Here is an 18,171-nt window from a genome sequence, read left to right on the forward strand (position 1 = left end):
GCGGGCTGGGCGGCGGCCGGCCTGGGAGCCGGCTTGGCCGCCGCGGCAGGCGCGGCGCTCGCCGCGGACGGGGCGCCGGACGCGGCCGCGGGCGGCTGCGCCCCGCCGACCTGCAAGCCGGCGGCCTGCAGGGCTTGCGCCTTTTTCAGACTGATGCCGCGCACGCGCTCGGCCAGGTCGTCCAGGGATTCGAACTTGCCTCCCCGCTCGCGCTCCCGGACGATGGTTTCGGCGGTGCGCGGCCCGATGCCCCGCACGCTTTCCAGCTGCTGCGCGCTGGCCTGGTTCACGTCCACCGCGCCCGCCGGCGCCGCGGCCAGGCCCAGGCCCGCCGTCATGAGCAACACGCCCATCGCCCGCCGCAAAGCGCGCGGCGTCGACTGGATGCCCGGCTCGCCTTGCGGCGGGCGCCGGCCCGGCCCGTTGATGCGCCGCCAAGGCACAGACAGGCGCGGCCGCGCCACCGCGGAATGCAGGAATGGATTCATGGAAGCCTCCGGAAGTAAGGGGCGCAACGGATGTTGGGCCACGAGGCGATCATGCCGGCCGGCAGGGCCCCCGGCGCGGGCGGTGAACGGAAACATCCACCTCGGTTGGCCACGAGCGCGGCCTGCCCGCGCTCCCCCGGCGCAAGAAAAAAGCCACCGGGGTCAGCAGTGGCTTTGTCCTGGATGGGCGCGCTTACTTGCGGGCGCGCCAGTAGCGCACGTACTCGGTTACGCCGGTCCGCACGTCGCGCATCGGCGCCTGGAAACCCGCCGCGCGCAGGCGCGAGACATCGGCCTGCGTGTAGCTCTGGTAGCGGCCTTTCAGGTCGTCCGGGAACGGAATGTAGCGGATGAGGTCCTGCTCGACCAACTGGGCCAGCGTCAGCTCGGCTTCGCCGCGTTCCGCGCGCAGCGCGTTCACCACGCCGGCGGCCACATCGTTGAACGGCTGAGCCCGGCCCGTGCCGCAATTGAAGATGCCCGACTGCTCGGGATGGTCGAGGAAATGCAGGTTCACGGCGACCACGTCCTCGACGGAGATGAAGTCGCGGCTCTGGCCGCCGTCCGGGTAGCCGTCCCAGCCCGCGAACAGGCGCACGTGCCCATGCTCCAGGAACTGGTTCATGTTGTGGAACGCCACCGAGGCCATGCGGCCTTTGTGCTGTTCGTGCGGACCGTAGACGTTGAAGTAGCGCAGCCCCACGACCTGGGCCGTCAGGCTGTCCATGCGCCGGCGCAGGACCTGGTCGAACAGCAGCTTGGAATAGCCGTAGACGTTCAAGGGGCCTTCGTTGGCCGGGTCTTCCACGTAGACCGAAGAGCCGCCGTACACGGCGGCCGAGGAGGCGTACAGGAAGGGAATGCGGCGCGCCTGGCAGAACTCGAACAGCTCCAGCGTGACGCGGTAGTTGTTGTCCAGCATGTAGCGGCCGTTGCGTTCGGTGGTGTCCGAACACGCGCCCTGGTGCAGGATGGCGCGAATGTCGCCGATGCTGCCCTCGGCGATGCGGCGGCGGAACTCGTCCTTGTCCAGGTAATCGGCGATCTTGCAGTCGACCAGGTTGACGAACTTGTCGCCTTCGGTGAGGTCATCGACCGCGATGATGTCCTCGATGCCGCGGCGGTTGAGCCCGCGCACCAGGTTGCTGCCTATGAAGCCCGCGGCTCCGGTAACGACGATCATGAGGATTCTCCTGCCAGTTCGGCGGCGGTGACGACGGACGTGCCCAGCTTGCCGACGGCGATGCCGCCGGCCTTGTTGGCCCAGGCCATGGCCTCGGCCCAGGGCAGATCGATGGCGCGCGACACCGCCAGGGTGGCGAGCACGGTATCGCCCGCGCCGGACACGTCGAACACTTCGTGCGCCTGCGCGTCGATGTGGTCGCGTCCCGCATCGGTAAACAAAGTCATGCCCTGCTCGGAGCGCGTCACGAGCAAGGCCTCCAGATCCAGGTCGGCGCGCAAGCGCTGCGCCCGGCCGGTGAGTTCGGCCTCGGAATTCCAGCGGCCCACGGCCTGCTGCATTTCCGCACGGTTGGGCGTGACCAGGGTGGCGCCGCGATAGCGCGTGTAGTCGTCGCCCTTGGGATCGACCAGCACCGGCACGCCCGCGGCGCGGGCCAGCGCGATGAGGGCTTCGACCCGCGTGAGCACGCCCTTGGCGTAGTCGGACAGCACCACGATGTCGTGGTTGGCCAGGTGGCGCGCCAGCGAGGCATCCACGCTGTCCAGCGCCGCCTGGGCCGGATGCTGCTCGAAATCCACGCGCAGCAGCTGTTGCTGCCTGCCCAGCACCCGCATTTTCAGCGTGGTGTGCAGCGACGGATCGGAGATCAGGTCGGCCTGGATGCCGGCCTCGGCGGACAGCCGGCGGACGCTGTCGCCCGCCTCGTCTTCACCCAGCACGCCCACCAGCGTTACGTGTCCGCCCAGCGCGGCGACGTTGCGGGCCACGTTGGCCGCGCCGCCCAGGCGGTCTTCGCGGCGCGCCACGCGCACCACCGGCACCGGCGCTTCCGGCGAGATGCGTTCGACCTCGCCGAACCAGTACCGGTCCAGCATCACGTCGCCCACCACGAGAACGCGGCTGCGCGAAATGGCTTCGGCGGGAAAAGATTTCATTCAAGTTCTTCCAGACGGCGCGGCGCGTAGGTTTCCCATGCGTTGCAACCGGGGCATTGCCAGTAAAAACGACGCGCCTGAAAACCGCAACTGCGGCATGCGTAGCGGTCCAGCCGCTGCGTATGCTTGTGGATCAGGCTGCGCAATAGCGTCAGGTCGGCGCCGGGCACCGGGCCGTGGTCGGCGCCGCCCTCGCCGTTGGCGAGTTCGGCCTCCAGCAGGCGGTCCAGCCCCAGCAGGGACGGATGGCTGCGCAAGGCGCCGCGGGCGAAGGTCCACGCCGGCGCGGCCCCCTGCTGCACGCGCAGCTCGCGGAACAGCACGTTGAACAGGTCCAGCGAGGCATGGCGCGCGTACTGTTTCTGGAGGACTTCCAGCCCGGCTTCGGCCTGGTTGGCGGCGCGGTAGTTGGCCAGCACCTGCTCGGCCACCAGGCCCGCGTATTCCGGGGCATCGGTCATGACCGACTCCAGATACAGCCTCTCCCGCTTGGGATCCTGTTCGATCAGGGCCAGGCGGGCGCGCAGCATGGCGGTGCGCACCATGGCGCCCCGGCTCGATGTCGCGTCGATGCCCGACAGGGCGTGGTCGGCGGCATCCAGCGCCTTGTGGGCCGCTTCGCTGTCGGCCGGCTTGGCCAATAGCGCGGTCTGCGCCTGCTCGCAGTAGTAGTGCACGATCTGCGGCACCGGCTCGTCGACCAGGCCTTGCAGCGTCTTCACGGCCTCGATCGCGCGCGGCCAGTCGTGTTCCGATTCGAAGATGCGGATCAGCGAGCGCAGCGCCGGCAAGGCGTAACGGGTGTCCTTCAGCTGCTCGAAGCCGCTTTCGGCGCGGTCCAGCATGCCGGCCTTCAGGAAATCCTGCGCCAGCTCATGCTGGGCATGCTCGCGTTCGGCGGCGGGCAGGTCCGAGCGGCTCAGCAGGCTCTGGTGCACGCGGATGGCGCGCTCCATCTCGCCGCGGCGGCGAAAGAGGCTGCCGAGCGCGAAGTGCAGCTCGGTGGTTTCGGGGTCGAGCTTGGCCACCTCGACGAAGGCGTCGATGGCGCGGTCCGGCTCTTCATTGAGCAGGAAATTCAAGCCCCGGAAATAGGAATCGGGCAGGCTGCGGGTTTCCCGCAGCATTTGCCGGATGTCGAAGCGCGCGGCCAACCAGCCCAGCGCGAACAGCACCGGCACGAAAATCAACCACCAAGGTTCAAAATCCACTGTTCGGGCTCTTGCGGGAAGTCGGTGCGGAAAAGGCGGAATGCAGCGTGCGCAACGGCATTACAGCGGCGACATCGGGGCGACGGCCTCGGGCGGCACGACGGGCGTGGTGCCATTGACCGCGGCCTGGACGCGATCCAGCTCACGGCGCAGGCGCATGGCCTCGCGGCGACGACGCATGGCGGCGGGCACTGTCAGCAAGAGGCCGAACAAGGCGCCCAGCACGAAAACAACCAGCATCACGACGATGAGCGGAACGTCCTGCACCACGTAATCGGCGTAGAACTTCACGGCAACCGGATCGGTGTTCTTCAAGGCGAACATCAATACCGCAACAAACACGAGCAATCGCAGGGCCCAGACGAGGTAGCGCATGACGCATGCTCCTAAGAATTCGAGACTTTCAATTGTAAGCGACGTCTCGGAGATGCCGCGAAAAAACAAAGCCCCTTGATTTCTCAAGGGGCTTCGTCCGCGGTCCGATCCGCCCGAAGGCAGCCTTCAGCCGTGCCGTCAATGCATGGCGTGCAGACTCGCCATCGACGGCATCGGTTCACTCGATCCAGAGGATTGAGCGTCCTCGTCATTGCCGCCGGCCAAGTCCACCCGCTCGCGCAATTCCTTGCCCGCCTTGAAGTGCGGCACCTGTTTTCCAGGCACCAGCACCTGCTCGCCGGATTTCGGATTGCGCCCGATGCGGGGAGACCGCTGCGACAGCGAAAAGCTGCCAAAACCGCGGATCTCGATGCGCTGGCCCGAGGCCAGGGCCTGGGTCATTGCATCGAGCACGGTCTTGACCGCGTAATCGGTGTCGCGGGCGGCCAGCTGAGGATAGCGGGCCGCCAAGGCGGCGATCAGCTCCGACTTGGTCACGAATTAACCGTCGTTGCGCTGTTGGTCCAGCTTGGCCTTCAGCAGCGCGCCGAGGTTGGTGGTGCCGGACGAAGCGCTGGCGTCGGACATGCGCTGGATCGTTTCGGCGGTTTCGGCGTTGTCGCGGGCCTTGATCGACAGCTGGATCGAACGCGTCTTGCGGTCGATGTTGACGATCATGGCTTCGATGTTCTCGCCGGCGGTCAGGACGGTGGTGGCATCTTCGACGCGGCCCGAGGAGATCTCGGAAGCGCGCAGGTAGCCTTCGACGTCCACGGACAGCGTCACGACGGCGCCCTTGGCTTCGACCGACTTGATGGTGCCCGGAACAACGGCGCCCTTGTCGAAGGTGGCAACGAAGTTGTTGAAGGGGTCGCCTTCCAGCTGCTTGATGCCCAGCGAGATGCGTTCCTTGTCGGTATCGATGCCCAGAACCACGGCTTCGATCTCGTCGCCCTTCTTGAAGTTGCGCACGGCTTCTTCGCCAGCTTCCGTCCACGACAGGTCGGACAGGTGCACCAGGCCGTCGATGCCGCCGGGCAGGCCGACGAACACGCCGAAGTCGGTGATCGACTTGATGGCGCCGCGGACCTTGTCACCACGCTTGAAGTTGGTGGCGAACTCTTCCCACGGGTTCTGGCGGCACTGCTTCATGCCCAGCGAGATGCGACGACGGTCTTCGTCGATTTCCAGGACCATGACTTCGACTTCTTCGCCCAGGGTAACGACCTTGCGCGGATCGACGTTCTTGTTGGTCCAGTCCATTTCGGAGACGTGCACCAGGCCTTCGATGCCGGCTTCCACTTCAACGAACGCGCCGTAGTCGGTCAGGTTGGTAACCTTGCCGAACAGGCGGGTGCCTTGCGGGTAGCGGCGAGCCAGGCCCACCCACGGATCTTCGCCCAGTTGCTTGACGCCCAGCGAGACGCGGCTCTTTTCCTGGTCGAACTTGAGGACCTTGGCTTCGACTTCCTGACCCACTTGCAGGACTTCGGAGGGGTGACGCACACGGCGCCAGGCCATGTCGGTGATGTGCAGCAGGCCGTCGATACCGCCCAGGTCCACGAACGCGCCGTAGTCGGTGATGTTCTTGACCACGCCCTTGACCACGGCACCTTCGTGCAGGGTTTCGAGCAGCTTTTGACGCTCTTCGCCCATGCTGGCTTCCAGCACCTGGCGACGCGACAGCACGACGTTGTTGCGCTTGCGGTCGAGCTTGATGACCTTGAATTCGAGGGTCTTGCCTTCGTACGGGGTGGTGTCCTTGACCGGGCGCAGATCCACCAGCGAACCCGGCAGGAACGCGCGGATGCCGTTGGTCATGACGGTCAGGCCGCCCTTCACCTTGCCGGTGATGGTGCCGGTGACCAGCTCGCCGTTTTCCAGGGCCTTTTCCAGTTGCAGCCAGGCCGACAGGCGCTTGGCGCGGTCACGCGACAGGATGGTGTCGCCGTAGCCGTTTTCCAGGGAATCGATGGCCACCGAGACGAAATCGCCAGGTTGCACTTCGAGCTCGCCCTGGTCGTTCAGGAACTCTTCCAGGGGGATCAGCGCTTCGGACTTCAGGCCGGCGTTGACGACGACGAAGTTATGGTCGACGCGCACGACTTCGGCGCTGATGACCTCGCCGGACTTCATGTCCTGGCTCTTGAGGCTTTGTGCGAAAAGGTCGGCGAAGCTTTCGCCGCCGGTGGCGGTAGTGGAAACGGAAGACATGGGGTTGAAATCCATTGGGCCGAAATGGCCGTTAAATACACACCGCAGCGGATTGCCCGCCACAGTGGAGTCAAAATACCTGTTTGCCGGTTCGCCCTTGCGGGGTGGCCCGTGGGGGTTGCGCCATGCTTGAACAGGGCCGATAAAAAAATCAGAAAACCAGGGTGGATTCGCGTAGCCACCCGGCAGGGCCGATCCCGGAATGGATCAGCGGTCCGCCGAGGCGCGCTTCCAAAAATCCAGTATTGCCTGCACCGTTTCTGCAATCGTCAAATCAGACGAATCCAGCACGTGTGCATCCGCTGCGGGAGCCAACGGAGCCGTAGTTCGCCCCATATCGCGAGCATCCCGCTCGCGCATATCCCGTAGAAGGTCATCTAGATTAGCAGAAATTCCCTTTTCGATCAACTGCTTACAGCGCCTCTCCGCCCGCGCGACCACGTCGGCGACCAGGAACACCTTCAGGGGCGCGTCGGGGAACACCACCGTGCCCATGTCGCGCCCGTCCGCCACCAGGCCCGGAGGCAGCCGGAAAGCGCGCTGGCGCTCCAGCAGCGCCTGGCGCACGCCCGGGAAAGCCGCCACGCGGGAGGCGAAATTGCCCACTTCCTCGCGACGGATGTCGTGGCCGGCCTCCTTGCCCTCCAGATAGATGTGGGGGCCGTCGAAACGCACGTCCAGCGTTTCGGCCACGCGGGCCACGCCAGGCTCGTCTTCGGCCGCCAGGCCGCGATTGATCGCCGCCAGGGCGGTCAGGCGGTAGAGCGCGCCGCTGTCGAGCACCGCCCAGCCCAGCGCCTTGGCGACGCGATGGGCCACGGTGCCCTTGCCGGACGCGGTGGGGCCGTCGATCGTGATGACCGGCACGGCGGAAGGGGTTTCGGAGGAAATCGAAGTCATGGGTACATCCGCTAGGCCGTCACCAGGCCCGCGTAAACGTCAAAGTAACCCGGGAAGGTCTTGCTGACGCAACCCGGGTCGAGGATACGGACCGCCGAGGGGCCGAAGGCCGCCAGCGAGAAGCACATTGCCATGCGATGGTCGTCCCAGGTGCCGATATGCGCGTCGCGCCAGCCGTCCCGGGCCGGCGGCGTCACCCGCAGCCAATCCGGCCCCGATTCCACGCGCGCGCCCAGCTTCTCCAGCTCGGTCTGCATGGCGTGGATGCGGTCCGTCTCCTTGACGCGCCAGCTGCCGATGTTGCGCAGGCGGCAGGGCCCGTCGGCGAACAGCGCCAGGGCGGCCGCGGTCATGGCGGCGTCCGGAATCAGGTTGAAATCCGTGTCGAAGGCTTTCAGGCGCTCGCCCTGCGCCACGCGGGCGCCAGAGACCTCGATCCAGTCGGGGCCGTAGCTCACGGAAGCGCCCATGTCGGCCAGGGTGCCGGCGAAGGCGACGTCGCCCTGGATGCTGTCGGCGCCCACGCCGGTCACGCGCAGCGGACCGCCGCCGATGGCGCCCAGCGCCAGGAAGTAGGAGGCGGTGGAGGCATCGCCCTCGACCGCGATCCGGCCCGGGCTGCGATACGCGGCCCCGCCGTCGATCACGAAGCGGCTCCAGCCGTCTCGCCGCACCTGCACGCCGAAGCGCGCCATCAGGTTCAGCGTGATCTCGATGTAGGGCTTGGAAATGAGTTCGCCCACGACCTCGATCGTTACGGGCTTGCCGGTGCCGCTCGCCTGCAGCGGCGCTGCCAGCAGCAAGGCCGTCAAGAACTGGCTGGACACCGACCCCTGCACCCGCGTCACCGCTTCCTCGGCGATCTCGCCGCGGCCGATATGCAGGGGCGGATAGCCGGGCTGGCCCAGGTAATCGATGCGCGCCCCCAGGGCATTGAGCGCGTCCACCAGGTCCCCGATGGGGCGCTCGTGCATGCGCGGCACGCCCGACAGGCGGTAGTCCCCGCCCATCAGCGCCAACGCCGCGGTCAGGGGACGGATGGCGGTGCCGGCGTTGCCCATGAACAGGTCCGCGCTTTCCACCGGGAAGCGCCGCACGCCTTGCACCGTGACCCGGCCCTCTTCCAGCTCGGACACCTGCACGCCCAGCAGGCGCAAGGCGCCCAGCATCACGCGCGTGTCGTCCGAATCCAGCAGGCCGGTGATGTCGGTGCTGCCTTCGGCGATCGCGGCCAGCAGCAGCACGCGGTTCGAAATGCTCTTGGAGCCCGGCAGGGCGATCACGCCCTGCGCTTGCCGCACCCGCGGCAGATCGAGATAAGGCAAAGCGCCCATGTCAGCTACTCCTTGCGCCAGTTGCGGCGCGCTTGCGCCGCCGTATCCAGCAGCGTCAGCAAAGCCGCGCCGTCGCCTTCGGCAATGGCGCGTTCGGCACGATCCAGCACCGCGCGAACGTCGGCCAGTTCGGCCAGCATCGCGTCGCGATTGGACAGGAAGATATCGCGCCACATCTCCGGCGAACCCGCCGCGATGCGCGTGAAATCGCGAAAACCGCTGCCCGCGAGGCCGAGGCGGGTCGGCGCGTCGGCGGCCAGGGCCACCTGCTCCATGTAGACCGCCGAGAGCAGGTGCGGCAAATGGCTGACGGACGCCAGCACCCGGTCGTGGGCATCGGCATCCATGTCGATCACGTCCGCCCCGCAGGCCTGCCAGGCGCGGCGCGTCAGGTCGAGGGCGGCCGGGCCGTTTTCAGGCAGCGGCGTCAGGACGACGGTGCGCTCGCGGTAGAGATCGGCGTCCGCCGCCTCCGGCCCGGTGCGCGCGGCGCCCGCGATGGGATGGCCGGGCACGAACTGCCCGATCCGCCCGCCCAACGCGGCGCGCGCCGCGGCGACCACTTCCGCCTTGGTGCTGCCGGCGTCGGTGAGCACGGTGCCCGCGCCCAGATGAGGGAGCATGCGCGACAAGGCATCGGCCAGCCCGCCCACCGGCGTGGCCAGCAGGACCAGGTCGGCGCGCGCGGCCGCCTCTTCCAGGGAGACGGCCTCGTCGATCAGGCCCAGTTCGAGCGCGCGCGCCAGCGACTGCGCGTTGCGCCCCGCCCCCAGCACCCTGCCCGCCTGCCCGGCCCGGCGCAGCGCCGCGGCGAAGGATCCGCCGATCAGGCCCACGCCGACGATGGCCAATACAGGAATCAGGGGGCCAGCGGCCCCCTGATCGGAAGACAGTGAAGCGTCGTTCATTCGGACAGGATGGCGGTCAGGGCGTCGATGAAGCGCTGGTTCTCTTCCGGCAGCCCGATGGATACGCGCAGCCACTCGGGCAGGCCGTCGCCGGCCACCGGACGCACGATCACGCCGCGCTTGAGCAGCTCCAGGTTGATGCGCGGAGCATCGCCCACGTGGACCAGCACGAAGTTGCCGTAGCTGGGCACGTAGCGCAGCGCCAGCGCGTCGAACGCGGCGCACAGCTGCGCCTTGCCCGACTTGTTCGAGGCATAGGCCTGCGCCAGATACGCGGCGTCGCCCAGCGCGGCCACGGCGGCGGCCTGTGCCAGCGTGTTGACGTTGAACGGCTGGCGCACGCGGTTCAGCAGGTCGGTCAGGGCGGGCTGCGCCACCGAGAAACCCACGCGCAGGCCGGCCAGGCCGTAGGCCTTGGAGAAGGTGCGCGAGACGATCAGGTTCGGATAGCGGCGCACCAGGGCGGTGCTGTCGAAGCGGAATTCCGGATCGAGGTATTCGTTGTAGGCCTCGTCCAGCACGACGGTGACGCGGTCGCCGTGGGCGGCATGCACGCGCTCCAGGAAGGCCGCGATCTCGTCGCCCGGCACGAAGGTGCCCGTGGGGTTGTTGGGGTTGGCGATGAACACCAGGCGCGTGTCGTCCGCGATCGCGTCGAACATCGCGCCCAGGTCATGGCCGTATTCCTTGGCCGGCACCACGATGTGGCGCGCGCCGCGCGCCTGGGTGGCCAGGCGGTACACGGCGAACGAGTGCTGCGCGTACACGGCCGAGGCGCCCGGTTCCAGCAGCGCCAGCGCCGCGATCTCCAGGATGTCGTTGGAGCCGTTGCCCAGCGTGATCCAGTTCATCGGCACGCCGTAGCGTTCGGCCAGCGCCGCCTTCAGGTCGAAGCCGTTGGGATCCGGGTAGCGCGCCAGCGATTCGGCCGCGGCCAGCATGGCCTCGCGCGCCGACTTGGGCATGCCCAGCGGGTTTTCGTTGGAGGCCAGCTTGACGATGCCGGCCGGATCCAGCCCGAACTCGCGGGCCAGTTCTTCGATGGGCTTGCCCGCCTGGTAAGGGGCGATGGCGCTGACGTGCGCGGGTGCGGCGAGGGGCTTGGATGCGGTGGTCATGTTGTGGAGACTCACGACGCCGGGTAGGAACCCAGCACTTTCAGGTAGGCGACCTGCGCCTGCAGGGCGGCAAGCGCGCGTTCGACGTTCGGGTCATTGCGGTGCCCCAGCACGTCGACGTAGAAATAGTATTCCCACTGGCCGGTGCGGGCGGGCCGCGACTCGAAGCGCGTCATGGACACGCCGTTGGCCGCCAGCGGCGCCAGCATTTCGTAGACGGCGCCCGCGCGGTTCGGCACCGCCAGGATCAGGCTGGTCTTGTCCTGCCCGCTGACCAGCGGCTCGATACTGCCGATCGCCAGGAAGCGGGTGCGGTTGTGGGGATCGTCCTGGATACCCGCGGCGACGACCTGGAGGTTCCAGGCCGGCGCGGCCACTTCGCCCGCGATGGCCGCGATGGAGGGATCGGACGCCGCCGCGCGCGCGGCCTCGGAATTGCTGGAGGCGGCCACGCGGGCCACGTCGGGATAGTTGCGCGTCAGCCAGCCCTGGCACTGGGCCAGCGCCTGCGGGTGCGCGGAGATGGTCTTGATGCCGTCCATGCTGCCCGACTGCGACATCAGGCAATGGCGGATGACGAGCGAGCGCTCGCCCAAAATCTTCAGCGGCGTGTTCAGCAGCAGGTCCAGGCTGCGGTTGACGGCGCCCTCGGTGGAGTTCTCCACCGGGACCATGCCCACGTCGGCCTGGCCCGCCTCGACGGCGCGGAAGACTTCGTCGAAGGACGCGCACGGCAGCTTCTGCACGGCATGGCCGAAGTGCTCCATCGCGGCCTGCTCCGAGAACGAGCCCTGCGGCCCCAGGAAGGCGACCGTCATGCCGCGCTCCAGGCCTCGACAGGCCGAGATGATCTCGGTCCAGACCGCCGCCACGCCCGCGTTCGGGAACGGGCCGGGGTTGGTCTGCTGCAGGCGGCGGATGACTTCGGCTTCGCGCTCGGGGCGCAGCACCGGGCCGTCGGCGTGCGCGGCATGCTTGACCTCGCCCACTTCCAGCGCGGCGCGCGCGCGCTGCGTCAGCAGTTCGAGGATCTGCGCGTCCAGCGCGTCGATGCGTTGACGCAAGGGGAGCAGCTTGCGCTGCAGATCATCAGCCATAGCGACGCTCGAATTCCTTCAGGTACTCGACCAGCGCCGACACCCCTTCCAGGGGCACGGCGTTGTAGATGGAGGCGCGCATGCCGCCCACGCTCTTGTGGCCCTTCAACTGCGTCAGGCCGGCGGCGTCCGCGCCTTGCAGGAAGGCGTCGTTGAGCGATTCGTCGCGCAGCACGAACGGCACGTTCATGCGCGAACGCACGGGCGCGTGGATGGGATTGCGGTAGAACGAGGTGCCGTCCAGGTAGCCGTACAGCAGGTCGGCCTTCGCCTTGTTCGCGGTTTCCATGCCCGCCACGCCGCCGTTGGCCTTGACCCACTTGAACACCAGGCCCGCGACGTAGATCGCGAAGGTGGGCGGCGTGTTGTAGCGCGAGTGCTCGGCGGCCACGTTGGCGTAATCGAACGCGGACGGGCAGATCGGCAAGGCATGGCCGATCAGGTCGCGGCGCGCGATGACGACCGTCACGCCCGCCGGGCCGGCGTTCTTCTGCGCGCCCGCGTACAGCAGGCCGCAGCGCGTCACGTCCATGGGACGCGACAGGAAATGCGAGGACGCGTCGACCACGAGCGGCACGTCGGGCGCGCCCAGCTCGGCGGTATCCGGCCAGTCCATGAACTCGACGCCGCCGATGGTCTCGTTGCTGCACAGGTGCAGATAGGCCGAGTCCTTGCGCACCTGCCAGGTATCGACCGGCGGCACCCAGGTCAGCGGCGCCTGCTCGCGGCCATCCAGTTCGATGGCCTGCTCGCTGCTCGCCGCCACTTGCGCGCTGCCGTAGCGCCCGGCTTCCTTGTACGACCGCTTGGACCAATGGCCCGTCACGACGAAGTCGGCCGCCGGCGTGCCGCGGCGTCCCATGAGGTTCATGGGAACGATGGCGTTCTCCCCGGAACCCCCGCCCTGCATGAACATGACGGCGTAATCCGCCGGCAGCCCGAGCAGGTCGCGCAGGTCGGATTCTGCTTCATCGCAGATCTGCACGAAATGCTTGCCGCGATGGCTCATTTCCATCACGGACATGCCGCTGCCGTGCCAGTCCAGCATTTCCGCAGCGGCTTGCTGCAGCACCACCTCGGGCAAGGCCGAGGGGCCTGCCGAGAAGTTCCAGGGGCGGGCCATTATTGCTCCGTAGGTTCCGTCGAATCCGTCGTTTCCGCGGCGCCGTCGCCGTCGCCGCCGTCCGTGTCCTGACCGTCCTCGTCGAGGTCGCCGTCATCGTCCGCGTCGCTTTCCACGACACGGCGCACGCCCGACAGCGTGCTGCCGTCGTCGACGTTGATGAGCGTGACGCCCTGCGTGGCGCGGCCCATTTCACGGATTTCCGACACGCGGGTGCGCACCAGCACGCCGCCGGTCGTGATCAGCATGATCTCGTCCGAAGGCATGACCAGCACGGCGCCGACCACCTTGCCGTTGCGCGAGCTGGTCTGGATGGCGATCATGCCCTTGGTGCCGCGGCCATGGCGCGTGTACTCGGTGATCGGGGTGCGCTTGCCGTAGCCGTTTTCGGTGGCGGTCAGCACGCTTTGCGTTTCGTCGCCGGCGACCAGCAGCGCGATCACGGTCTGGGTGTCTTCCAGCATCATGCCGCGCACGCCGCGGGCGTTGCGGCCCATCGGACGCACGTCGTTCTCGTCGAAGCGCACGGCCTTGCCGGCGTCGGAGAACAGCATCACGTCGTGCTTGCCGTCGGTAAGGTCGGCGCCGATCAGGTAGTCCCCGTCGTCGAGGTCGACGGCGATGATGCCGGCCTTGCGCGGGTTGGAGAAGTCGGACAGCGGGGTCTTCTTGACGGTGCCGCGCGAGGTCGCCATGAACACGTAGTGGTCTTCGCTGAATTCCTTGACCGGCAGCACCACGGTGATCTTCTCGCCTTCAGCCAGCGGGAACATGTTCACGATGGGCTTGCCGCGGGAATTGCGCGTGCCTTGCGGCACTTCCCAGACCTTCAGCCAGTACACGCGGCCGCGGTTGGAGAAGCACAACAGGAAGTCGTGCGTGTTCGCGATGAACAGCTGGTCGATCCAGTCGTTTTCCTTCATCGCCGTGGCCTGCTTGCCGCGCCCGCCGCGCTTTTGCGAGCGGTACTCGGACAGCGGCTGGCTCTTGATGTAGCCGCCGTGCGACAGCGTCACGACCATGTCGGTCGGGGTGATCAGGTCTTCGGTGTCGAGTTCGGTGGCGTTCAGCTCGATCTCGGAGCGGCGCGTATCCTTCGCGCCGGTCGAGAACTCGGCCTTGATGGCCTGCAGCTCTTCGCCGATGATCGTGGTGATGCGCTCCGGACGCGCCAGGATATCCAGCAGGTCGGCGATGGTGGACATGATGTCCTTGTATTCGCCGACGATCTTGTCCTGCTCCAGCCCGGTCAGGCGTTGCAGGCGCATGTTCAGGATTTCCTGGGCCTGCGTGTCGCTCAGGCGGTACATGCCGTCGCCCTGGAGGCCGAATTCGGCGCCCAGGTCGTCCGGACGGAAGGCCGCGCGGCCTCCCGGCGTATCGCCGTCGGCGCGCGACAGCATCTCGCGCACCAGGGACGAATCCCACGATTTCGCCATCAGTTCCTGGCGAGCCACCGGCGGCGTCGGCGCCGCCTTGATGATGGCGATGAAATCGTCGATGTTGGCCAGCGCCACGGCCAGGCCTTCCAGCACGTGGCCGCGTTCGCGGGCCTTGCGCAGCTGGAACACCGTGCGGCGCGTGACCACTTCCCGGCGGTGCTGCAGGAAGTAGTCGATCATCTGCTTCAGGTTGAGCAGGCGGGGCTGGCCGTCGACCAGCGCCACCAGGTTCATCCCGAAGGTGTCCTGCAGCTGGGTATTCTTGTACAGGTTGTTCAGCACCACCTCGGGCACTTCGCCCCGCTTGAGCTCGATGACCAGGCGCATGCCGTCCTTGTCGGACTCGTCCCGGATATCGGAAATGCCTTCGATCTTCTTGTCGTTGACCAGCTCGGCGATGCGTTCCTGCAGCGTCTTCTTGTTGACCTGGTAGGGGATCGCGTCGACCACGATGGCCTGGCGGTTGCCCTTTTCCATGTCCTCGAAGTGGGTCTTGGCGCGCATGATGACGCGGCCGCGGCCCGTGCGATAGCCTTCGCGCACGCCGGACATGCCGTAGATGACGCCGCCCGTGGGGAAGTCAGGCGCCGGGATGAGCTCCATGAGCTCATCGACCGTGCACGCCGGATTGCGCAGGCAGTACAGGCAGCCGTCGACCACTTCCTGGAGGTTGTGGGGCGGAATGTTGGTGGCCATGCCCACCGCGATGCCGGAGCTGCCGTTGACCAGCAGGTTGGGCAGGCGCGAGGGCAACAGCAGCGGCTCTTGCTCGCTGCCGTCGTAGTTGGGGCCGAAGTCCACCGTTTCCTGGTCGATGTCGGCCAACAATTCGTGCGCGATCTTGGCCAGGCGGATTTCGGTGTAACGCATGGCGGCGGCGTTGTCGCCGTCGATGGAGCCGAAGTTGCCCTGGCCGTCGACCAGCATGTAGCGCATGGAGAAATCCTGCGCCATGCGGACGATGGTGTCGTAGACGGACTGGTCGCCGTGGGGGTGGTACTTACCGATGACGTCCCCGACGATACGCGCCGACTTCTTATAGGCGCGGTTCCAGTCGTTGTTCAGTTCGTGCATCGCGTAGAGCACGCGCCGGTGGACGGGCTTGAGGCCGTCCCGCACATCCGGTAGCGCCCGACCGACGATCACGCTCATCGCGTAATCGAGGTAACTGCGGCGCATCTCTTCTTCCAGCGATACCGGAAGCGTCTCCTTGGCAAAGGAATCCATATATATAACGACAGAATCGTGTAAGGAGGAACCCGGGCCGGGTAAACAGGAAATTCTATCATTCGATTCACGGAGCGGTCAGATGGGCCGCCCGAACAGGCGCCCCGGCAAGCCAGGCCGCGCAACATCCGGACACGGCTGCCGGCTCGTCCGCCCGCGCCCTGCGGGCCTGTTGCCAAAAACCAACATGGGAAACGGATGGAGTGCCGAAAACGTCATATCCAGCGTTAATGCGCCTGTCCAGGGAAGCCAAAGCCCCCCAAATGCCTTAAGATTGTTTCCAGCACGCAGGAAACCCAGTAGCTATTCCTTTGAACCAGCTCTTGGCGTTGCTATACTGGCCCCGTTTTCCTGATATGCGGCGGGGGTTCGCTGCGAGTCACTTATCCAGCTTCAAGCTCAACGAGGAGAAACATGAACAAACCCTCCAAATTCGCTCTGGCGCTCGCCTTCGCCGCTGTCACGGCCTCTGGTGTAGCTTCCGCGCAAACCGTGGACAACTGGCGCAACCCGTTCGGTGACGTTTGGAAGAACGGCACGAACGAACTGTGCTGGCGCGATGCTTTCTGGACCCCGGCCACCGGCATCCCCGGTTGCGACGGCGTTCCGGTTGCACAACAGAAGGCGAAGCCGGCCCCGATGGCGGCAAAGGTCGTGTTCAATGCTGACACGTTCTTCGACTTCGACAAGTCGACCCTGAAGCCCGAAGGCCGTCAACTGCTGGACCAAGTCGCCCAGCAAGCTCGCGGTATCGACCTCGAAACCATCATTGCTGTGGGCCACACCGACTCGATCGGCACGGAAGCCTACAACCAGAAGCTGTCCGAGCGCCGCGCCGCTTCGGTCAAGAGCTACCTGGTCAGCAAGGGTATCGACCCGAACCGTATCTACACGGAAGGCAAGGGTGAGCTGAACCCGATCGCTTCCAACAAGACGAAGGAAGGCCGCGCCCAGAACCGTCGCGTTGAGATCGAAATCGTGGGTAGCCGCAAGTAATTGCCGGACTAGCTACAATAAAGGGGCCTCGCATAGCGAGGCCCTTTTTTTCGCCGCCAGCGCACCGCTTTGGTGCGGCGGCGCGCCCTCCTCGCCTCGCGCGGACCCCTCTATATATAGAGTCGCCTTACGCTGGACCCGCCCATGACCACGCAAACCCACGACACCGCCCGCCCCGCCGTCAACGCCGACCAGGCCGAACTGGATAAGTTCGCCGCCCTGGCCAGCCGCTGGTGGGATCCCGAAAGCGAGTTCAAGCCCCTGCACGCCATCAATCCGTTGCGGCTGGAATGGATCCAGGAATGCGCGGGCAGCCTGGCAGGCAAGGCCGTGCTGGACGTGGGCTGCGGCGGCGGCATCCTGTCCGAAGCCATGGCCAAGAGCGGCGCCGAGGTAACCGGCATCGACCTGGCCGACAAATCCCTGAAGGTGGCGCGCCTGCACGGCCTGGAATCGGGCGTCAAGGTGGATTACCGCAAGGTGCCCGTCGAAGAGCTGGCCGCCGAGCGGCCCGGCCACTACGATGTGGTGACCTGCATGGAAATGCTGGAACACGTGCCGGATCCGGCTTCGATCGTGCGCGCCTGCTCCGCCCTGGTCAAGCCGGGCGGCTGGGTGTTCTTCTCCACCCTGAACCGCAACGCCAAGTCCTTCCTGTTCGCCATCCTCGGCGCGGAATACGTGCTGCGGCTGCTGCCCCGCGGCACCCACAGCTACGAACAGTTCATCAAGCCCAGCGAACTGTCCGCCGCGGCGCGCGGCGCCGGCCTGGAGCCGGTCAGCATGCGCGGCATGGAATACAACCCCATCACGCAGATCTATACCCTGTCGTCCAACACTTCGGTCAATTACCTGATGGCTACCCGCAAATGAGCGCCCTGATTCTGTTCGACTTCGACGGCACGCTGGCCGACACCGCCCCCGACCTGGCTGCCGCGGCCAACCGCCAGCGCACCCGCAAGGGCCTGGAACCGATGGCGTACGAGGCGCTGCGCCCGGTGGCCTCGCAGGGCGCCCGCGGCCTGCTGCGCGTCGCCCTGGGCCTGGCCCCCGGCGACGCCGATTACGAACCCACCCGCCTGCAGTTCCTGGAGGACTACGCGGCCGGGTCCACCGTGCACAGCAAGCTGTTCCCGGGGATCGAGGCCCTCCTGGCCGACATCCGCCGCCGCGGCCTGTCCTGGGGCATCGTGACCAACAAGGTCACCTACCTGACCCTGCCCATCGTCGAGTTCCTGGACCTGACGCGCGAGAGTTCCGTGCTGGTCTGCGGCGACACGACCGCCCATTCCAAGCCGCACCCCCTGCCGCTGCAGCACGCCGCCCGCGAGGCCGGCTTCTCCGTCGAGCGCTGCGTCTATGTCGGCGACGACCTGCGCGACATCCAGGCGGCGCACGCGGCGGGCATGCCCGCCGTCGCGGCGGCCTACGGCTACGTCGGCGAGGACGACAACATCACCACCTGGGAAGCGGAAACCTGCGCCCACTCCTCCACCGAACTGTGGCCCGCCATCGAACCCCTGCTGCCCCGCGATCTGCGCTAGGCGCGGCGGGGCGAGCCGCTATCCGGACCGCCCCGACCCGGCGCCGATCCACCGAATTAGTTGACAATAACGA

17 protein-coding genes are annotated in these 18,171 nt (G+C 67.0%); 3 read left to right on the forward strand and 14 right to left on the reverse strand.

Annotation, left to right across the window (positions count from 1 at the left end; genetic code table 11):
- From ADE01S_RS17235 to gyrA, 14 genes are all read right to left on the reverse strand, one after another.
- Positions 1–488 (reverse strand): ComEA family DNA-binding protein (locus ADE01S_RS17235; protein WP_062682957.1); only part of this gene is annotated, 488 nt, incomplete at its 3' end.
- 193 nt (positions 489–681) lie between these two features.
- Positions 682–1,671 (reverse strand): ADP-glyceromanno-heptose 6-epimerase, encoded by a 990-nt coding sequence (gene rfaD / locus ADE01S_RS17240; protein WP_062682958.1) that lies wholly within the window; start codon positions 1,669–1,671, stop codon positions 682–684.
- Positions 1,668–2,609: a D-glycero-beta-D-manno-heptose-7-phosphate kinase gene (gene rfaE1 / locus ADE01S_RS17245; RefSeq protein WP_062682959.1), complete on the reverse strand. Its 942-nt coding sequence runs from the start codon at positions 2,607–2,609 to the stop codon at positions 1,668–1,670. Before rfaE1 ends, rfaD begins: the two co-directional genes overlap by 4 nt.
- Entirely contained in the window at positions 2,606–3,820 is a 1,215-nt protein-coding gene (gene lapB / locus ADE01S_RS17250) for a lipopolysaccharide assembly protein LapB (protein WP_062682960.1), read from the reverse strand. Before lapB ends, rfaE1 begins: the two co-directional genes overlap by 4 nt.
- A 60-nt stretch (positions 3,821–3,880) precedes the next feature.
- The gene (locus ADE01S_RS17255) at positions 3,881–4,195 is read right to left on the reverse strand and encodes a LapA family protein (RefSeq protein ID WP_043542997.1); all 315 of its coding nucleotides are present in this window, start codon (positions 4,193–4,195) and stop codon (positions 3,881–3,883) included.
- Between the two features lie 138 nt (positions 4,196–4,333).
- Positions 4,334–4,693 (reverse strand): integration host factor subunit beta, encoded by a 360-nt coding sequence (locus tag ADE01S_RS17260; RefSeq protein ID WP_062682961.1) that lies wholly within the window; start codon positions 4,691–4,693, stop codon positions 4,334–4,336.
- Between the two features lie 3 nt (positions 4,694–4,696).
- Positions 4,697–6,409, reverse strand: a complete 1,713-nt coding sequence (rpsA, locus tag ADE01S_RS17265; protein ID WP_062682962.1) for a 30S ribosomal protein S1 — start codon at positions 6,407–6,409, stop codon at positions 4,697–4,699.
- 207 nt (positions 6,410–6,616) lie between these two features.
- The gene (gene cmk / locus ADE01S_RS17270) at positions 6,617–7,309 is read right to left on the reverse strand and encodes a (d)CMP kinase (protein WP_062682963.1); all 693 of its coding nucleotides are present in this window, start codon (positions 7,307–7,309) and stop codon (positions 6,617–6,619) included.
- A gap of 11 nt (positions 7,310–7,320) precedes the next feature.
- A complete protein-coding gene (aroA, locus tag ADE01S_RS17275) occupies positions 7,321–8,643 on the reverse strand; it encodes a 3-phosphoshikimate 1-carboxyvinyltransferase (protein WP_062682964.1) in 1,323 nt (440 codons plus the stop codon).
- 5 nt (positions 8,644–8,648) lie between these two features.
- On the reverse strand, positions 8,649–9,551 hold the full coding sequence (locus tag ADE01S_RS17280) for a prephenate dehydrogenase (protein ID WP_087881357.1): 903 nt from the start codon (positions 9,549–9,551) through the stop codon (positions 8,649–8,651).
- Positions 9,548–10,669: a histidinol-phosphate transaminase gene (gene hisC, locus ADE01S_RS17285; protein WP_062682965.1), complete on the reverse strand. Its 1,122-nt coding sequence runs from the start codon at positions 10,667–10,669 to the stop codon at positions 9,548–9,550. The genes ADE01S_RS17280 and hisC overlap by 4 nt, the downstream gene beginning before the upstream one ends.
- A gap of 11 nt (positions 10,670–10,680) precedes the next feature.
- Positions 10,681–11,766, reverse strand: coding sequence for a prephenate dehydratase (gene pheA / locus ADE01S_RS17290; protein ID WP_062682966.1), 1,086 nt, complete (start codon positions 11,764–11,766; stop codon positions 10,681–10,683).
- Positions 11,759–12,889, reverse strand: coding sequence for a 3-phosphoserine/phosphohydroxythreonine transaminase (gene serC, locus ADE01S_RS17295; RefSeq protein ID WP_062682967.1), 1,131 nt, complete (start codon positions 12,887–12,889; stop codon positions 11,759–11,761). The genes pheA and serC overlap by 8 nt, the downstream gene beginning before the upstream one ends.
- Positions 12,889–15,558, reverse strand: coding sequence for a DNA gyrase subunit A (gyrA, locus tag ADE01S_RS17300; protein WP_062682968.1), 2,670 nt, complete (start codon positions 15,556–15,558; stop codon positions 12,889–12,891). The genes serC and gyrA overlap by 1 nt, the downstream gene beginning before the upstream one ends.
- 414 nt (positions 15,559–15,972) lie before the next feature.
- Here gyrA and ompA point away from each other — a divergent pair, with 414 nt between their 5' ends.
- The 3 genes from ompA (at position 15,973) to ADE01S_RS17315 (ending at position 18,098) form a co-directional block, all read left to right on the forward strand.
- On the forward strand, positions 15,973–16,554 hold the full coding sequence (ompA, locus tag ADE01S_RS17305) for an outer membrane protein OmpA (protein WP_042792519.1): 582 nt from the start codon (positions 15,973–15,975) through the stop codon (positions 16,552–16,554).
- A 144-nt stretch (positions 16,555–16,698) separates the two neighbouring features.
- The gene (gene ubiG / locus ADE01S_RS17310) at positions 16,699–17,427 is read left to right on the forward strand and encodes a bifunctional 2-polyprenyl-6-hydroxyphenol methylase/3-demethylubiquinol 3-O-methyltransferase UbiG (RefSeq protein ID WP_062682969.1); all 729 of its coding nucleotides are present in this window, start codon (positions 16,699–16,701) and stop codon (positions 17,425–17,427) included.
- Positions 17,424–18,098: an HAD-IA family hydrolase gene (locus ADE01S_RS17315; protein WP_062682970.1), complete on the forward strand. Its 675-nt coding sequence runs from the start codon at positions 17,424–17,426 to the stop codon at positions 18,096–18,098. The genes ubiG and ADE01S_RS17315 overlap by 4 nt, the downstream gene beginning before the upstream one ends.
- The last annotated feature ends 73 nt before the right edge of the window (positions 18,099–18,171 follow it).

It is taken from the genome of Achromobacter denitrificans NBRC 15125 (genome assembly GCF_001571365.1).
Taxonomy (GTDB): Bacteria; Pseudomonadota; Gammaproteobacteria; order Burkholderiales; family Burkholderiaceae_B; genus Achromobacter; species Achromobacter denitrificans.

Bases quoted from the DNA above. Each gene is read 5' to 3' on its own strand.
- cmk (WP_062682963.1), bottom strand. From the start codon at position 7,309: ATGACTTCGATTTCCTCCGAAACCCCTTCCGCCGTGCCGGTCATCACG.
- rpsA (WP_062682962.1), bottom strand. From the start codon at position 6,409: ATGTCTTCCGTTTCCACTACCGCCACCGGCGGCGAAAGCTTCGCCGAC.
- hisC (WP_062682965.1), bottom strand. From the start codon at position 10,669: ATGACCACCGCATCCAAGCCCCTCGCCGCACCCGCGCACGTCAGCGCC.
- serC (WP_062682967.1), bottom strand. From the start codon at position 12,889: ATGGCCCGCCCCTGGAACTTCTCGGCAGGCCCCTCGGCCTTGCCCGAG.
- ADE01S_RS17315 (WP_062682970.1), top strand. From the start codon at position 17,424: ATGAGCGCCCTGATTCTGTTCGACTTCGACGGCACGCTGGCCGACACC.
- ubiG (WP_062682969.1), top strand. From the start codon at position 16,699: ATGACCACGCAAACCCACGACACCGCCCGCCCCGCCGTCAACGCCGAC.
- pheA (WP_062682966.1), bottom strand. From the start codon at position 11,766: ATGGCTGATGATCTGCAGCGCAAGCTGCTCCCCTTGCGTCAACGCATC.
- ADE01S_RS17280 (WP_087881357.1), bottom strand. From the start codon at position 9,551: ATGAACGACGCTTCACTGTCTTCCGATCAGGGGGCCGCTGGCCCCCTG.
- aroA (WP_062682964.1), bottom strand. From the start codon at position 8,643: ATGGGCGCTTTGCCTTATCTCGATCTGCCGCGGGTGCGGCAAGCGCAG.
- ompA (WP_042792519.1), top strand. From the start codon at position 15,973: ATGAACAAACCCTCCAAATTCGCTCTGGCGCTCGCCTTCGCCGCTGTC.
- ADE01S_RS17255 (WP_043542997.1), bottom strand. From the start codon at position 4,195: ATGCGCTACCTCGTCTGGGCCCTGCGATTGCTCGTGTTTGTTGCGGTA.
- gyrA (WP_062682968.1), bottom strand. From the start codon at position 15,558: ATGGATTCCTTTGCCAAGGAGACGCTTCCGGTATCGCTGGAAGAAGAG.
- rfaE1 (WP_062682959.1), bottom strand. From the start codon at position 2,609: ATGAAATCTTTTCCCGCCGAAGCCATTTCGCGCAGCCGCGTTCTCGTG.
- rfaD (WP_062682958.1), bottom strand. From the start codon at position 1,671: ATGATCGTCGTTACCGGAGCCGCGGGCTTCATAGGCAGCAACCTGGTG.